The following is a 16,216-nucleotide window of genomic DNA, read 5'->3' as shown; positions in this document are numbered from 1 at the left end:
GATTACACCCCTTCTGCCACATAGCGGGCAATGATATCGCCCATTTCATCGGTACTAACGGCGGCAGCGCCACGGGCTAAATCCCCAGTGCGAATGCCTTCTTCTAATGCGCGGTTAATGGCGCGTTCAATGGCGGAAGCCGCATCATCGGCATCCAGGCTGTAACGCAGCAGCAGCGCCAGCGACAGAATTTGTGCAATCGGGTTGGCGATATTTTTACCTGCGATATCGGGTGCCGAGCCGCCCGCCGGTTCATACAGACCAAAACCTTGCTCGTTCAGGCTGGCGGAAGGCAACATCCCCATTGAGCCAGTGATCATTGCGCACTCATCAGACAGAATGTCGCCAAACAGGTTGGAGCACAGCAAGACGTCAAACTGTGATGGATCTTTAATCAGCTGCATGGTGGCGTTGTCGATGTACATATGCGTCAGTTCGACGTCCGGGTATTCCGTGGCGATCTCGTTAACGATCTCCCGCCATAAAATAGAGGATTGCAGCACGTTGGCTTTGTCGATTGAGGTGACTTTGTGGCGACGCTTGCGGGCAGATTCAAATGCGATGCGGGCAATACGCTCGATCTCAAAACGGTGGTACACCTCGGTATCAAACGCTTTTTCATATTGTCCGCTACCTTCGCGGCCTTTTGGCTGACCGAAATAGATGCCGCCGGTCAGTTCGCGCACACACAGGATGTCAAAGCCGTTTGCGGCAATGTCAGCACGCAGTGGGCAGAACGCTTCCAGCCCCTGATACAGTTTTGCCGGACGCAGATTGCTGAATAATTTGAAGTGTTTACGCAAAGGCAGCAGTGCGCCGCGTTCTGGTTGCTGGTCTGGCGGCAAATGTTCCCACTTCGGACCACCTACCGAGCCAAACAGCACGGCATCGGCTTGCTCACAACCTTCAACCGTCGCAGGCGGCAGCGGCTGTCCGTGGTTATCAATGGCTGCGCCGCCTACATCGTAATGGCTGGTGGTGATACGCATCGCAAATCGGTTGCGCACGGCATCCAGCACTTTCAGCGCCTGGGTCATCACTTCCGGACCAATACCGTCCCCCGGCAATACGGCAATATGGTAATTCTTCGACATCACACGGTTTCCTTGTTGTTTTCGTTGTGTTGAGCTTTGCGTTGCAACTCTTTTTCGACTTCTGCGGCACGCCAGATATTGTTCAGTACGTGCACCATGGCTTTGGCGGAGGACTCGACAATATCGGTGGCCAGGCCGACGCCGTGGAAGCGGCGACCGTTGTAGTTGGCGACAATATCCACCTGACCCAGCGCATCTTTACCGTGGCCTTTGGCGGTCAGGCTGTATTTCACCAGTTCGACGTTATAGTCAGTGATGCGGTTTATCGCCTGGTAGACGGCATCGACCGGACCGTTACCGTTGGCGGCTTCTGCTTTGACTTCTTCGCCACAGGCCAGTTTGACGGCGGCAGTGGCAATATCGTTAGAACCTGACTGCACGCTGAAGTAATCCAGACGGAAATGCTCCGGCTCTTCTTGCTGCTTACCGATGAAGGCCAGCGCCTCCAGATCGTAATCAAACACCTGGCCTTTTTTGTCCGCCAGCTTCAGGAAAGCGTCGTACAGGTTGTCTAAATTATATTCACTTTCTTTATATCCCATCTCATCCATGCGATGTTTCACCGCCGCACGCCCCGAACGAGAGGTCAGATTCAGCTGGATTTGGTTCAGACCAATAGATTCTGGTGTCATGATTTCGTAGTTTTCGCGGTTTTTCAGTACACCATCCTGGTGGATACCGGAGGAGTGTGCGAATGCGCCGCTGCCAACAATGGCTTTGTTTGCCGGGATCGGCATATTACAAATCTGGCTAACTAACTGGCTGGTGCGCCATATCTCCTGGTGATTGATGGCGGTGTGGACGTTGAGAATATCCTTACGAACTTTGATCGCCATGATGACTTCTTCAAGGGAACAGTTACCGGCACGCTCGCCGATCCCGTTCATTGCGCCTTCTACCTGCCGTGCTCCGGCATGTACCGCCGCCAGTGAGTTGCCGACCGCCAGGCCCAAATCGTCGTGGGTATGTACGGAAATAATGGCTTTGTCGATGTTGGGTACGCGTTCATACAGGCCGCTGATGATTCCGGCGAACTCAAATGGCATGGTGTAGCCCACGGTGTCCGGAATGTTGATGGTGGTGGCACCGGCATTAATCGCCGCTTCGACCACTCGCGCCAGATCGGCAATTGGGGTGCGTCCGGCATCTTCGCAAGAAAATTCAACATCATCGGTGTAATTACGGGCGCGTTTCACCATATAGATAGCGCGTTCGATCACTTCGTCCAGCGTGCTGCGCAGCTTGGTGGCGATGTGCATTGGCGAAGTGGCAATAAAGGTATGAATACGGAAGGCTTCGGCGACTTTCAGGGATTCGGCTGCCACGTCAATATCTTTTTCCACGCAGCGAGCTAACGCGCATACACGGCTGTTTTTAACCTGGCGAGCGATGGTCTGCACTGATTCAAAATCACCCGGCGAAGAGACGGGGAAACCGACTTCCATAACGTCAACACCCATACGCTCAAGGGCCAGCGCAATTTGCAGTTTTTCTTTCACACTCAAGCTTGCCTGTAACGCCTGTTCACCGTCGCGCAATGTGGTATCGAAAATAATGACTTGCTGGCTCATGGTTTGGGTCCTTGTCTCTTTTGAGCGCCTCGCTTCGGGCATAAAAAAACCCGCGCAATGGCGCGGGTTTTTGTTTGACTGCGTGCTGGCTTAATGCTGGATGCCGCTCACTCGTCTACCGCGCAAAGAAGATGCGTTTAGTAGTAGTAGACCGATAAAGCGAACGATGTGAGTCATTAAATCAGCTCCAGATGAATGCGATATGCTTTTAGAGTTACTGGATACAAAAACGGATGTCAACCCTGAAGCAATAAAAACGTCACGCCATTGTGAGTTCGGCATCCGTAAAATTAGCTAATTGTGCTGCGGTGGTTAAAACAAGCGATATTAATTTCTGCTTAACCGCCGATGCTTTTCATCGGTTGACATATTTCAGAATAATTTTTTGCATCTAATCAACGAGGGAAAGGGGGATAAAATGCACGCGTTACAAAACCTATCCTGATGATTTGTATTGAATTATATGTTTTGCGAATTTTTTGATATTCATTTGCTGAATATTATTGATCAATTAATGTTAAGAATTAATGCATTAAACATATAAATTAATTATTAAAAAACACATTTAATCCATTTTGTGGATGATTGAGTATTCGTGGTAGTTATGATTAGATTGTTTTCGCAACAAAAACATTATGGATTATTATGCTGTAGTAAATGACTCTTTGCTCGGCAGTGGATTCTGTTTTTATCAGAACCTGTATCTTTATGTTTTCCTAATTTTACTCATTTTGCTTTTTCTTATTTTATATGCATGATAAATCATATTCTCGAGGATTATTTCTCTGCATTCCAATAAGGGAAAGGGAGTTAAGTGTGACAGTGGAGTTAAGTATGCCAGAGGTACAAACAGATCATCCAGAGACGGCGGAGTTAAGCAAGCCACAGCTACGCATGGTCGATCTCAACTTATTAACCGTTTTCGATGCCGTGATGCAGGAGCAAAACATCACCCGTGCCGCTCATGCTCTGGGAATGTCGCAACCTGCGGTCAGTAACGCTGTTGCACGCCTGAAGGTGATGTTTAATGACGAGCTTTTTGTTCGTTATGGCCGTGGTATTCAACCGACTGCTCGCGCATTTCAACTTTTTGGCTCAGTTCGTCAGGCATTGCAACTAGTACAAAATGAATTGCCTGGTTCAGGTTTTGAACCCGCGAGCAGTGAACGTGTATTTCATCTTTGTGTTTGCAGCCCGTTAGACAGCATTCTGACCTCGCAGATTTATAATCACATTGAGCAGATTGCGCCAAATATACATGTTATGTTCAAGTCTTCATTAAATCAGAACACTGAACATCAGCTGCGTTATCAGGAAACGGAGTTTGTGATTAGTTATGAAGACTTCCATCGCCCTGAATTTACCAGTGTGCCATTATTTAAAGATGAAATGGTGTTGGTAGCCAGCAAAAATCATCCAACAATTAAAGGCCCGTTACTGAAGCATGATGTTTATAACGAACAACACGCTGCGGTTTCGCTCGATCGTTTCGCATCATTTAGTCAAACCTGGTATGACACGGTAGATAAGCAAGCCAGTATCGCGTATCAGGGCATGGCAATGATGAGCGTACTTAGCGTGGTGTCGCAAACGCATCTGGTCGCTATTGCGCCGCGTTGGTTGGCTGAAGAGTTCGCTGAATCCTTAGAGTTACAGGTATTACCGCTGCCGTTAAAACAAAACAGCAGAACCTGTTATCTCTCCTGGCATGAAGCTGCCGGGCGCGATAAAGGCCATCAGTGGATGGAAGAGCAATTAGTCTCAATTTGCAAACGCTAACTGAATGCAGAATAGGTCAGACATCAATGTCTGGTTTATTCTGCATTTTTTATTGAATGTAGAATTTTATTCTGAATGTTTGTGCTCTCTATTTTAGGATTAATTAAAAAAATAGAGAAATTGCTGTAAGTTGTAGGATTCAGCCGATTTATTATCAATTTCATCCTCTGTAATGGAGGATTTTATCGTTTCTTTTCACCTTTCCTCCTGTTTATTCTTATTACCCCGTGTTTATGTCTCTGTCTGCCAATTGCTTAAGCAAGATCGGACGGTTAATGTGTTTTACACATTTTTTCCGTCAAACAGTGAGGCAGGCCATGGAGATGTTGTCTGGAGCCGAGATGGTCGTCCGATCGCTTATCGATCAGGGCGTTAAACAAGTATTCGGTTATCCTGGAGGCGCGGTCCTTGATATTTACGATGCATTGCATACCGTGGGTGGTATCGATCATGTTTTAGTTCGCCATGAGCAGGCGGCGGTGCATATGGCCGATGGTCTGGCGCGCGCGACCGGGGAAGTCGGCGTCGTGCTGGTAACGTCGGGTCCAGGGGCGACCAATGCAATTACTGGCATTGCCACCGCTTATATGGATTCCATTCCATTAGTTGTCCTTTCCGGGCAGGTAGCGACCTCGTTGATAGGTTATGATGCCTTTCAGGAGTGCGACATGGTGGGGATTTCTCGCCCGGTGGTTAAACACAGTTTTCTGGTTAAGCAAACGGAAGACATTCCGCAGGTGCTGAAAAAGGCTTTCTGGCTAGCGGCAAGTGGTCGTCCTGGACCCGTGGTCGTTGATTTACCGAAAGATATCCTAAATCCGGCGAACAAATTACCCTATGTCTGGCCGGAGTCGGTCAGTATGCGTTCTTACAATCCCACGACCTCCGGGCATAAAGGGCAAATTAAGCGCGCTCTGCAAACGCTGGTGGCGGCAAAAAAACCGGTTGTCTACGTAGGCGGTGGGGCAATCACGGCGGGCTGCCATCTGCAGTTGAAAGAAGCGGTGGAGGTGTTGAATCTGCCCGTTGTTTCCTCTTTGATGGGGCTGGGGGCGTTTCCGGCAACGCATCGCCAGGCACTGGGCATGTTGGGAATGCACGGTACCTACGAAGCCAATATGACGATGCATAACGCGGATGTGATTTTCGCCGTCGGGGTACGTTTTGATGACCGAACGACGAACAATCTGGCAAAGTACTGCCCAAATGCCACTGTTCTGCATATCGATATTGATCCAACCTCAATTTCTAAAACCGTGACTGCTGATATCCCGATTGTGGGGGATGCTCGCCAGGTCCTCGAACAAATGCTTGAACTCCTGTCGCAAGAATCCGCCCATCAACCGCTGGATGAGATCCGCGACTGGTGGCAGCAGATTGAACAGTGGCGCGCTCGTCAGTGCCTGAAATATGACACTCACAGTGAAAAGATTAAACCGCAGGCGGTGATCGAGACTCTTTGGCGGTTGACTAATGGGGACGCTTACGTGACGTCCGATGTCGGGCAGCACCAGATGTTTGCTGCGCTTTATTATCCATTCGACAAACCGCGTCGCTGGATCAACTCTGGCGGCCTCGGCACGATGGGTTTTGGTTTACCTGCGGCACTGGGCGTCAAAATGGCGTTGCCAGAAGAAACCGTGGTTTGCGTCACTGGTGACGGCAGTATTCAGATGAACATCCAGGAACTGTCTACCGCGTTGCAATATGAGTTGCCCGTACTGGTGGTGAATCTCAATAACCGCTATCTGGGGATGGTGAAGCAGTGGCAGGACATGATCTATTCCGGCCGTCATTCACAATCTTATATGCAGTCCTTACCAGACTTCGTCCGTCTGGCGGAAGCCTATGGTCACGTCGGGATCCAGATCTCTCATCCGCAAGAACTGGAAAGCAAACTTAGCGAGGCGCTGGAACAGGTGCGCAATAATCGTCTGGTGTTTGTTGATGTTACCGTCGATGGCAGTGAGCACGTCTACCCGATGCAGATTCGCGGGGGCGGAATGGATGAAATGTGGTTAAGCAAAACGGAGAGAACCTGATTATGCGCCGGATATTATCAGTCTTACTCGAAAATGAATCAGGCGCGTTATCCCGCGTGATTGGCCTTTTTTCCCAGCGTGGCTACAACATTGAAAGCCTGACCGTTGCGCCAACCGACGATCCGACATTATCGCGTATGACCATTCAGACCGTGGGCGATGAAAAAGTGCTTGAGCAAATCGAAAAGCAATTACACAAGCTGGTCGATGTCTTGCGCGTGAGCGAGTTGGGGCAGGGCGCGCACGTTGAGCGGGAAATCATGCTGGTGAAAATTCAGGCCAGCGGTTACGGGCGTGACGAAGTGAAACGTAATACGGAAATATTCCGTGGGCAAATTATCGATGTCACACCCTCGCTTTATACCGTTCAATTAGCAGGCACCAGCGATAAGCTTGATGCATTTTTAGCATCGATTCGCGATGTGGCGAAAATTGTGGAAGTTGCTCGCTCTGGTGTGGTCGGACTTTCACGCGGCGATAAAATAATGCGTTGAGAATGATCTCAATGCGCAATTTGCAGCCCAACATGTCACGTTGGGCTTTTTTTGCGAAATCAGTGGGAACCTGGAATAAAAGCAGTTGCCGCAGTTAATTTTCTGCGCTTAGATGTTAATGAATTTAACCCATACCAGTACAATGGCTATGGTTTTTACATTTTACGCAAGGGGCAATTGTGAAACTGGATGAAATCGCTCGGCTGGCGGGAGTGTCGCGGACCACTGCAAGCTATGTTATTAACGGCAAAGCGAAGCAATACCGTGTGAGCGACAAAACCGTTGAAAAAGTCATGGCAGTAGTGCGTGAGCACAATTATCACCCGAACGCCGTGGCAGCTGGGCTTCGTGCTGGACGCACACGTTCTATTGGTCTTGTGATCCCCGATCTGGAGAACACCAGCTATACCCGCATCGCTAACTATCTTGAACGCCAGGCGCGGCAACGGGGTTATCAACTGCTGATTGCCTGCTCGGAAGATCAGCCCGACAACGAAATGCGCTGCATTGAGCACCTTTTACAGCGTCAGGTTGATGCCATTATTGTTTCGACGTCGTTGCCACCTGAGCATCCTTTTTATCAACGCTGGGCTAACGACCCGTTCCCGATTGTCGCGCTGGACCGCGCCCTCGATCGTGAACACTTCACCAGCGTGGTTGGTGCCGATCAGGATGATGCCGAAATGCTGGCGGAAGAGTTACGTAAGTTTCCCGCCGAGACGGTGCTTTATCTTGGCGCGCTGCCGGAGCTTTCTGTCAGCTTCCTGCGTGAACAAGGCTTCCGTACTGCCTGGAAAGATGATCCGCGCGAAGTGCATTTCCTTTATGCCAACAGCTATGAGCGGGAGGCAGCTGCCCAGTTATTCGAAAAATGGCTGGAAACGCATCCGATGCCGCAGGCGCTGTTCACAACGTCGTTTGCGTTGTTGCAAGGGGTGATGGATGTCACGCTACGTCGCGACGGCAAACTGCCTTCTGACCTGGCAATTGCCACCTTTGGCGATAACGAACTGCTCGACTTCTTACAGTGCCCGGTGCTGGCAGTGGCTCAACGTCACCGCGATGTCGCAGAACGTGTGCTGGAGATTGTCCTGGCGAGCCTGGACGAACCGCGTAAGCCAAAACCTGGTTTAACGCGCATTAAACGTAATCTCTATCGCCGCGGCGTGCTCAGCCGTAGCTAAGCCGCGAACAAAAGTACGCGCCAGGTGAATTTCTCTCTGGCGCGTTGAGTACGGGAATGGACATCAATATCCTTAAAGTAAATAAGACTATTCCTGGCTATTATTGATAAATGCTTTTAAACCCGCCCGTTAATTAACTCACCTGCTGAAATTCACAATAATTAAATGATATTGACAGCGCGTTTTTGCATTATTTTGTTACATGCAGAGATGAATTGCCGATTTAACAAACACTTTTCTTTGTTTTTGCGCAAACCTGCTGGCATCAAGCGCCACACAGACGCAACAGGGACTGTTAACCAGAGAAGATATGTCCTAAAATGCCGCTCGCGTCGCAAACTGACACTTTATATTTGCTGTGGAAAATAGTGAGTCATTTTAAAACGGTGATGACGATGAGGGATTTTTTCTTACAGCTATTCATAACGTTAATTTGCTTCGCACGTTGGACGTAAAATAAACAACGCTGATATTAGCCGTAAACATCGGGTTTTTTACCTCGGTATGCCTTGTGACTGGCTTGACAAGCTTTTCCTCCGCTCCGTAAACTCCTTTCAGTGGGAAATTGTGGGGCAAAGTGGGAATAAGGGGTGAGGCTGGCATGTTCCGGGGAGCAACGTTAGTCAATCTCGACAGCAAAGGGCGCTTATCAGTGCCTACCCGTTATCGGGAACAGCTGCTTGAGAACGCTGCCGGTCAAATGGTTTGCACCATTGACATTCATCACCCGTGCCTGCTGCTTTACCCCCTGCCTGAATGGGAAATTATCGAGCAAAAATTATCGCGTCTGTCGAGCATGAACCCGGTTGAGCGCCGTGTGCAGCGCCTACTGTTAGGTCATGCCAGCGAATGTCAGATGGATGGCGCAGGTCGATTGTTAATCGCGCCAGTACTGCGGCAACATGCCGGGCTGACAAAAGAAGTGATGCTGGTTGGACAGTTCAACAAGTTTGAGCTGTGGGATGAAACAACCTGGCATCAACAGGTCAAGGAAGATATCGACGCAGAGCAGTTGGCTACCGGAGACTTATCGGAGCGACTGCAGGACTTGTCTCTATAAAATGATGGAAAACTATAAACATTTTACGGTGCTGCTGGATGAAGCCGTTAATGGCCTCAATATCCGTCCTGATGGCATCTACATTGATGGGACTTTTGGTCGCGGTGGTCACTCACGTCTGATCCTCTCGCAGCTTGGCGAAGAGGGGCGTTTGCTGGCGATCGATCGCGACCCGCAGGCTATCGCCGTTGCGAAGACTATTGATGATCCGCGCTTCTCCATCATCCACGGACCTTTCTCCGCGCTGGGCGAATACGTTGCCGACCGCGATCTTATCGGCAAGATCGACGGCATTCTCCTCGATCTTGGCGTCTCTTCACCGCAACTTGATGATGCTGAGCGCGGCTTTTCCTTTATGCGCGATGGTCCGCTGGACATGCGTATGGACCCAACCCGTGGGCAGTCAGCCGCTGAATGGCTACAAACCGCAGAAGAAGCCGATATCGCCTGGGTATTGAAAACCTATGGTGAAGAGCGTTTTGCCAAACGCATTGCCCGCGCCATTGTCGAGCATAACCGCGAACAGCCGATGACCCGCACCAAAGAACTGGCGGAAGTCGTGGCTGCCGCAACGCCGGTGAAAGATAAGTTTAAACATCCCGCGACCCGTACCTTCCAGGCGGTGCGCATTTGGGTAAACAGTGAACTGGAGGAGATAGAGCAGGCGCTAAAAAGCTCGCTCCATGTGCTGGCCCCGGGTGGGCGGCTTTCGATCATCAGCTTCCACTCACTTGAAGACCGCATTGTGAAACGTTTTATGCGTGAAAACAGCCGCGGTCCGCAAGTTCCGGCAGGGTTACCGATGACAGAAGAGCAGCTCAAAAAACTGGGGGGGCGTCAGTTGCGAGCACTAGGTAAGTTGATGCCGGGCGAAGAAGAGGTGGCTGAGAACCCTCGTGCCCGTAGTTCAGTTCTGCGTATTGCAGAGAGGACGAACGCATGATCAGCAGAGTGACAGAAGCTCTAAGCAAAGTTAAAGGATCGATGGGAAGCCACGAGCGCCATGCCTTGCCTGGCGTTATCGGTGACGATCTTTTGCGATTTGGGAAGCTGCCACTCTGCCTGTTCATTTGCATTATTTTGACGGCGGTGACCGTGGTAACCACGGCGCACCATACCCGTTTACTGACCGCTCAGCGCGAACAACTGGTGCTGGAGCGAGATGCTTTAGACATTGAATGGCGCAACCTGATCCTTGAAGAGAATGCGCTCGGCGACCATAGCCGGGTGGAAAGAATAGCCACGGAAAAGCTGCAAATGCAGCATGTTGATCCGTCACAAGAAAATATCGTAGTGCAAAAATAAGGATAAACGCGACGCATGAAAGCAGCGGCGAAAACGCAGAAACCAAAACGTCAGGAAGAACATGCCAACTTTATCAGTTGGCGTTTTGCGTTGTTATGCGGCTGTATTCTCCTGGCGCTGGCTTTTCTGCTCGGACGCGTAGCGTGGTTACAAGTTATCTCCCCGGATATGCTGGTGAAAGAGGGCGACATGCGTTCTCTTCGCGTTCAGCAAGTTTCCACCTCCCGCGGCATGATTACTGACCGTTCTGGTCGCCCGTTAGCGGTGAGCGTGCCGGTTAAAGCGATTTGGGCTGACCCGAAAGAAGTGCATGACGCTGGCGGTATCAGCGTCGGTGATCGCTGGAAGGCGCTGGCTAACGCACTCAACATTCCGCTGGATCAGCTTTCAGCCCGCATTAACGCCAACCCGAAAGGGCGCTTTATTTATCTGGCGCGTCAGGTAAACCCTGACATGGCAGAGTACATCAAAAAACTGAAACTGCCGGGGATTCATCTGCGTGAAGAATCTCGCCGTTATTATCCATCCGGCGAAGTGACCGCTCACCTCATCGGCTTTACTAACGTCGATAGCCAAGGGATTGAGGGCGTCGAGAAGAGTTTCGATAAATGGCTTACCGGGCAGCCGGGTGAGCGCATTGTGCGTAAAGACCGCTATGGTCGCGTAATTGAAGATATTTCTTCTACTGACAGCCAGGCAGCGCACAACCTGACGCTGAGTATTGATGAACGCCTGCAGGCGCTGGTTTATCGCGAACTGAACAACGCGGTAGCCTTTAACAAGGCTGAATCTGGTAGCGCCGTGCTGGTGGATGTCAACACCGGTGAAGTGCTGGCGATGGCTAACAGCCCGTCATACAACCCAAATAATCTGAGCGGCACGCCGAAAGAAGCGATGCGTAACCGTACCATCACCGACGTGTTTGAACCGGGCTCAACGGTTAAACCGATGGTGGTGATGACCGCGTTGCAACGTGGCGTGGTGCGGGAAAACTCGGTACTCAATACCGTTCCTTATCGAATTAACGGTCACGAAATCAAAGACGTGGCGCGCTACAGCGAATTAACCCTGACCGGGGTATTACAGAAGTCGAGTAACGTCGGTGTTTCCAAACTGGCGTTAGCGATGCCGTCCTCAGCGTTAGTAGATACTTACTCACGTTTTGGACTGGGAAAAGCGACCAATTTGGGGTTGGTCGGAGAACGCAGTGGCTTATATCCTCAAAAACAACGGTGGTCTGACATAGAGAGGGCCACCTTCTCTTTCGGCTACGGGCTAATGGTAACACCGTTACAGTTAGCGCGAGTCTACGCAACTATCGGCAGCTACGGCATTTATCGCCCACTGTCGATTACCAAAGTTGACCCCCCGGTTCCCGGTGAACGTGTCTTCCCGGAATCCATTGTTCGCACCGTGGTGCATATGATGGAAAGCGTGGCGCTACCGGGCGGCGGCGGCGTGAAGGCGGCGATTAAAGGCTATCGTATCGCCATTAAAACCGGTACCGCGAAAAAGGTCGGGCCGGACGGTCGCTACATCAATAAATATATTGCTTATACCGCAGGCGTTGCGCCTGCGAGTCAGCCGCGCTTCGCGCTGGTTGTTGTTATCAACGATCCGCAGGCGGGTAAATACTACGGCGGCGCCGTTTCCGCGCCGGTCTTTGGTGCCATCATGGGCGGCGTATTGCGTACCATGAACATCGAGCCGGATGCGCTGACAACGGGCGATAAAAATGAATTTGTGATTAATCAAGGCGAGGGTACAGGTGGCAGATCGTAATTTGCGCGACCTTCTTGCTCCGTGGGTGCCAGACGCACCTTCGCGAGCACTGCGAGAGATGACACTCGACAGCCGTGTGGCTGCGGCGGGCGATCTCTTTGTAGCTGTAGTAGGTCATCAGGCGGACGGGCGTCGATATATCCCGCAGGCGATAGCGCAAGGTGTGGCTGCCATTATTGCAGAGGCGAAAGATGAGGCGACCGACGGTGAAATCCGTGAAATGCACGGCGTACCGGTCATCTATCTCAGCCAGCTCAACGAGCGTTTATCTGCACTGGCGGGCCGCTTTTACCATGAACCCTCTGACAATTTACGTCTCGTGGGCGTAACGGGCACCAACGGCAAAACCACGACTACCCAGCTGTTGGCGCAGTGGAGCCAACTGCTTGGCGAACCCAGCGCGGTAATGGGCACCGTTGGTAACGGCCTGCTGGGGAAAGTGATCCCGACAGAAAATACAACCGGTTCGGCAGTCGATGTTCAGCATGAGCTGGCGGGGCTGGTGGATCAGGGCGCGACTTTTTGCGCAATGGAAGTTTCATCCCACGGGCTGGTACAACACCGTGTGGCGGCATTGAAATTTGCGGCGTCGGTCTTTACCAACTTAAGCCGCGATCACCTTGATTATCATGGTGATATGGAACACTACGAAGCCGCGAAATGGCTGCTTTATTCTGCACATCATTGCGGTCAGGCGATTATTAACGCCGACGATGAAGTGGGCCGCCGCTGGCTGGCAAAACTGCCGGACGCGGTTGCGGTATCAATGGAAGATCATATCAATCCGAACTGTCACGGACGCTGGTTGAAAGCGACCGACGTGAACTATCACGACAGCGGTGCGACCATTCGCTTTAGCTCGAGTTGGGGCGATGGGGAAATTGAAAGTCGCCTGATGGGCGCATTCAACGTCAGCAACCTGCTGCTGGCGCTGGCGACACTGCTGGCACTCGGCTATCCGCTGGCTGATTTGCTGAAAACCGCCGCGCGTCTGCAACCGGTTTGCGGACGTATGGAAGTGTTCACTGCACCAGGCAAACCGACGGTGGTGGTGGATTACGCGCATACGCCGGATGCACTGGAAAAAGCCTTACAGGCGGCGCGCCTGCACTGTGCGGGCAAGCTGTGGTGCGTCTTTGGCTGCGGTGGCGATCGTGATAAAGGCAAACGTCCACTGATGGGCGCAATTGCTGAAGAGTTTGCTGACGTGGCGGTGGTGACGGACGATAACCCGCGTACCGAAGAGCCTCGTGCCATCATCAACGATATTCTGGCGGGAATGTTAGATGCCGGATATGCCAAAGTGATGGAAGGCCGTGCTGAAGCGGTGACTTGCGCCGTTATGCAGGCTAAAGAGAATGATGTGGTACTGGTCGCGGGCAAAGGCCATGAGGACTACCAGATTGTTGGCAATCAGCGTCTGGACTACTCCGATCGCGTCACGGTGGCGCGTCTGCTGGGGGTGATTGCATGATTAGCGTAACCCTTAGCCAACTTACCGATATTCTCAACGGTGAACTGCAAGGTGCAGATATTACCCTTGATGCTGTAACCACTGACACGCGAAAACTGACGCCGGGCTGCCTGTTTGTTGCCCTGAAAGGCGAACGTTTCGATGCTCATGATTTTGCCGACCAGGCGAAAGCTGGCGGCGCAGGCGCACTACTGGTTAGCCGTCCGCTGGATATTGATCTGCCGCAGTTAATCGTCAAGGATACGCGTCTGGCGTTTGGTGAACTGGCTGCATGGGTTCGCCAGCAAGTTCCGGCGCGCGTGGTTGCTCTGACAGGTTCCTCCGGCAAAACCTCCGTTAAAGAGATGACGGCGGCAATTTTAAGCCAGTGCGGCAACACACTTTATACGGCAGGCAATCTCAATAACGACATCGGTGTACCGATGACGCTGTTGCGCTTAACGCCGGAATACGATTACGCAGTTATTGAACTTGGCGCGAACCATCAGGGTGAAATTGCCTGGACTGTGAGTCTGACTCGCCCGGAAGCGGCGCTGGTCAACAACCTGGCAGCGGCGCATCTGGAAGGTTTTGGCTCGCTTGCGGGTGTCGCGAAAGCGAAAGGTGAAATCTTTAGCGGCCTGCCGGAAAACGGTATCGCCATTATGAACGCCGACAACAACGACTGGTTGAACTGGCAGAGCGTAATTGGCTCACGCAAAGTGTGGCGTTTCTCACCTAATGCCGCCAACAGCGATTTCACCGCCACCAATATCCATGTAACCTCACACGGTACGGAATTTACCCTGCAAACCCCTACAGGTAGCGTCGATGTTCTGCTGCCGTTGCCGGGGTGTCACAATATTGCGAATGCGCTGGCAGCCGCTGCGCTCTCCATGTCCGTGGGCGCAACGCTTGATGCTATCAAAGCGGGGCTGGCAAATCTGAAAGCTGTTCCAGGCCGTCTGTTCCCCATAAAACTGGCAGAAAACCAGTTGCTGCTCGACGACTCCTACAACGCCAATGTCGGTTCAATGACCGCCGCTGTTCAGGTTCTGGCTGAAATGCCGGGCTACCGCGTGCTGGTGGTGGGCGATATGGCGGAACTGGGCGCTGAAAGCGAAGCCTGCCATGTACAGGTGGGCGAAGCGGCAAAAGCTGCTGGTATTGACCGCGTGTTAAGTGTGGGTAAACAAAGCCATGCTATCAGCACTGCCAGCGGCGTTGGCGAACATTTTTCCGATAAAACTGCGCTTATCGCGCGTCTTAAATCACTGATTGCTGAGCAACAGGTAATTACGATTTTAGTTAAGGGTTCACGTAGTGCTGCCATGGAAGAGGTAGTACGCGCTTTACAGGAGAATGGGACATGTTAGTTTGGCTGGCCGAACATTTGGTCAAATATTATTCCGGCTTTAACGTCTTTTCCTATCTGACGTTTCGCGCCATCGTCAGCCTGCTGACTGCGCTGTTCATCTCATTGTGGATGGGCCCGCGCATGATTGCTCATTTGCAAAAACTTTCCTTTGGTCAGGTAGTGCGTAACGACGGTCCTGAATCACACTTCAGCAAGCGCGGTACGCCGACCATGGGCGGGATTATGATCCTGACGGCGATTGTGATCTCCGTGCTGCTGTGGGCTTACCCGTCCAATCCGTACGTCTGGTGCGTACTGGTGGTGCTGGTAGGTTACGGTGTTATTGGCTTTGTTGATGATTATCGCAAAGTGGTGCGTAAAGACACCAAGGGCCTGATTGCCCGTTGGAAGTATTTCTGGATGTCGGTGATTGCGCTGGGTGTCGCCTTCGCGCTGTACCTTGTCGGCAAAGACACGCCCGCAACGCAGCTGGTGGTCCCATTCTTTAAAGATGTGATGCCGCAACTGGGGTTGTTCTACATTCTGCTGGCTTACTTCGTCATTGTGGGTACTGGCAACGCGGTAAACCTGACCGATGGTCTCGACGGTCTGGCAATTATGCCGACCGTATTTGTCGCCGGTGGTTTTGCGCTGGTGGCGTGGGCGACCGGCAACATGAACTTTGCCAGCTATTTACACATACCGTATCTACGACACGCCGGGGAACTGGTCATTGTCTGTACCGCGATAGTCGGGGCAGGGCTGGGCTTCCTGTGGTTTAACACCTATCCGGCGCAGGTTTTTATGGGCGATGTAGGTTCGCTGGCGTTAGGTGGTGCGTTAGGTATTATCGCCGTACTGCTGCGTCAGGAATTCCTGCTGGTGATTATGGGGGGCGTGTTCGTGGTAGAAACGCTTTCCGTCATCCTGCAGGTCGGCTCCTTTAAACTGCGCGGACAGCGTATTTTCCGCATGGCACCGATTCATCACCACTATGAACTGAAAGGCTGGCCGGAACCGCGCGTCATTGTGCGTTTCTGGATTATTTCGCTGATGCTGGTCCTGATTGGTCTGGCAACGCTGAAGGTACGTTAA

At 51.7% G+C, this 16,216-nt stretch carries 15 protein-coding genes and 1 pseudogene; 12 read left to right on the top strand and 4 right to left on the bottom strand.

Annotation, left to right across the window (positions count from 1 at the left end; translation table 11 throughout):
* Positions 1-2: 2 nt before the first annotated feature.
* The 3 genes from leuB to leuL form a co-directional block, all read right to left on the bottom strand.
* Positions 3-1,094: a 3-isopropylmalate dehydrogenase gene (gene leuB / locus HBM92_RS20135; RefSeq protein ID WP_000042365.1), complete on the bottom strand. Its 1,092-nt coding sequence runs from the start codon at positions 1,092-1,094 to the stop codon at positions 3-5.
* Positions 1,094-2,665, bottom strand: a complete 1,572-nt coding sequence (gene leuA / locus HBM92_RS20130) for a 2-isopropylmalate synthase (RefSeq protein WP_000082846.1) — start codon at positions 2,663-2,665, stop codon at positions 1,094-1,096. Before leuA ends, leuB begins: the two co-directional genes overlap by 1 nt.
* Positions 2,666-2,755: 90 nt before the next feature.
* Positions 2,756-2,842, bottom strand: coding sequence for a leu operon leader peptide (leuL, locus tag HBM92_RS20125; RefSeq protein WP_001300467.1), 87 nt, complete (start codon positions 2,840-2,842; stop codon positions 2,756-2,758).
* Between the two features lie 657 nt (positions 2,843-3,499).
* Between leuL and leuO the strand changes: the two genes are divergently transcribed.
* A complete protein-coding gene (leuO, locus tag HBM92_RS20120; RefSeq protein WP_001295767.1) occupies positions 3,500-4,444 on the top strand; it encodes a transcriptional regulator LeuO in 945 nt (314 codons plus the stop codon).
* A 160-nt stretch (positions 4,445-4,604) separates the two neighbouring features.
* On the opposite strand, the pseudogene HBM92_RS25725 reads toward leuO, so the two are convergent.
* Positions 4,605-4,643 (bottom strand): annotated as a pseudogene (locus HBM92_RS25725) (hypothetical protein).
* Between the two features lie 118 nt (positions 4,644-4,761).
* Here HBM92_RS25725 and ilvI point away from each other — a divergent pair.
* The 11 genes from ilvI (at position 4,762) to mraY (ending at position 16,216) form a co-directional block, all read left to right on the top strand.
* Positions 4,762-6,486: an acetolactate synthase 3 large subunit gene (gene ilvI, locus HBM92_RS20115; protein WP_000425646.1), complete on the top strand. Its 1,725-nt coding sequence runs from the start codon at positions 4,762-4,764 to the stop codon at positions 6,484-6,486.
* A gap of 2 nt (positions 6,487-6,488) precedes the next feature.
* The gene (gene ilvN / locus HBM92_RS20110) at positions 6,489-6,980 is read left to right on the top strand and encodes an acetolactate synthase small subunit (RefSeq protein ID WP_001252744.1); all 492 of its coding nucleotides are present in this window, start codon (positions 6,489-6,491) and stop codon (positions 6,978-6,980) included.
* An 11-nt stretch (positions 6,981-6,991) separates the two neighbouring features.
* On the top strand, positions 6,992-7,078 hold the full coding sequence (locus HBM92_RS20105) for a fruR/shl operon leader peptide (RefSeq protein WP_001303787.1): 87 nt from the start codon (positions 6,992-6,994) through the stop codon (positions 7,076-7,078).
* Positions 7,079-7,159: 81 nt separating this feature from the next.
* On the top strand, positions 7,160-8,164 hold the full coding sequence (gene cra, locus HBM92_RS20100; protein WP_000762401.1) for a catabolite repressor/activator: 1,005 nt from the start codon (positions 7,160-7,162) through the stop codon (positions 8,162-8,164).
* A 601-nt stretch (positions 8,165-8,765) separates the two neighbouring features.
* Positions 8,766-9,224 carry a division/cell wall cluster transcriptional repressor MraZ gene (gene mraZ / locus HBM92_RS20095; protein WP_001295770.1) on the top strand — a complete coding sequence of 153 codons (459 nt, stop codon included), beginning with the start codon at positions 8,766-8,768 and terminating at the stop codon, positions 9,222-9,224.
* 1 nt (position 9,225) lies between these two features.
* Positions 9,226-10,167, top strand: a complete 942-nt coding sequence (gene rsmH / locus HBM92_RS20090) for a 16S rRNA (cytosine(1402)-N(4))-methyltransferase RsmH (protein ID WP_000970461.1) — start codon at positions 9,226-9,228, stop codon at positions 10,165-10,167.
* Positions 10,164-10,529, top strand: a complete 366-nt coding sequence (gene ftsL / locus HBM92_RS20085; RefSeq protein ID WP_000625658.1) for a cell division protein FtsL — start codon at positions 10,164-10,166, stop codon at positions 10,527-10,529. The genes rsmH and ftsL overlap by 4 nt, the downstream gene beginning before the upstream one ends.
* Positions 10,530-10,544: 15 nt before the next feature.
* Complete coding sequence (gene ftsI / locus HBM92_RS20080) at positions 10,545-12,311, top strand: peptidoglycan glycosyltransferase FtsI (protein WP_000642213.1); 1,767 nt, start codon at positions 10,545-10,547, stop codon at positions 12,309-12,311.
* Positions 12,298-13,785 carry a UDP-N-acetylmuramoyl-L-alanyl-D-glutamate--2,6-diaminopimelate ligase gene (gene murE / locus HBM92_RS20075; RefSeq protein ID WP_000775094.1) on the top strand — a complete coding sequence of 496 codons (1,488 nt, stop codon included), beginning with the start codon at positions 12,298-12,300 and terminating at the stop codon, positions 13,783-13,785. The genes ftsI and murE overlap by 14 nt, the downstream gene beginning before the upstream one ends.
* Positions 13,782-15,140, top strand: a complete 1,359-nt coding sequence (murF, locus tag HBM92_RS20070; RefSeq protein WP_000626676.1) for a UDP-N-acetylmuramoyl-tripeptide--D-alanyl-D-alanine ligase — start codon at positions 13,782-13,784, stop codon at positions 15,138-15,140. Before murE ends, murF begins: the two co-directional genes overlap by 4 nt.
* A complete protein-coding gene (mraY, locus tag HBM92_RS20065; RefSeq protein ID WP_000964134.1) occupies positions 15,134-16,216 on the top strand; it encodes a phospho-N-acetylmuramoyl-pentapeptide-transferase in 1,083 nt (360 codons plus the stop codon). The genes murF and mraY overlap by 7 nt, the downstream gene beginning before the upstream one ends.

The sequence above is a fragment of the Escherichia sp. E.sYA108 genome, from assembly GCF_011754335.1.
GTDB lineage: Bacteria > Pseudomonadota > Gammaproteobacteria > Enterobacterales > Enterobacteriaceae > Escherichia > Escherichia coli.
Note: the sequence above shows the minus strand (reverse complement) of the source record. Positions and strands in the feature narration are given on the sequence as shown.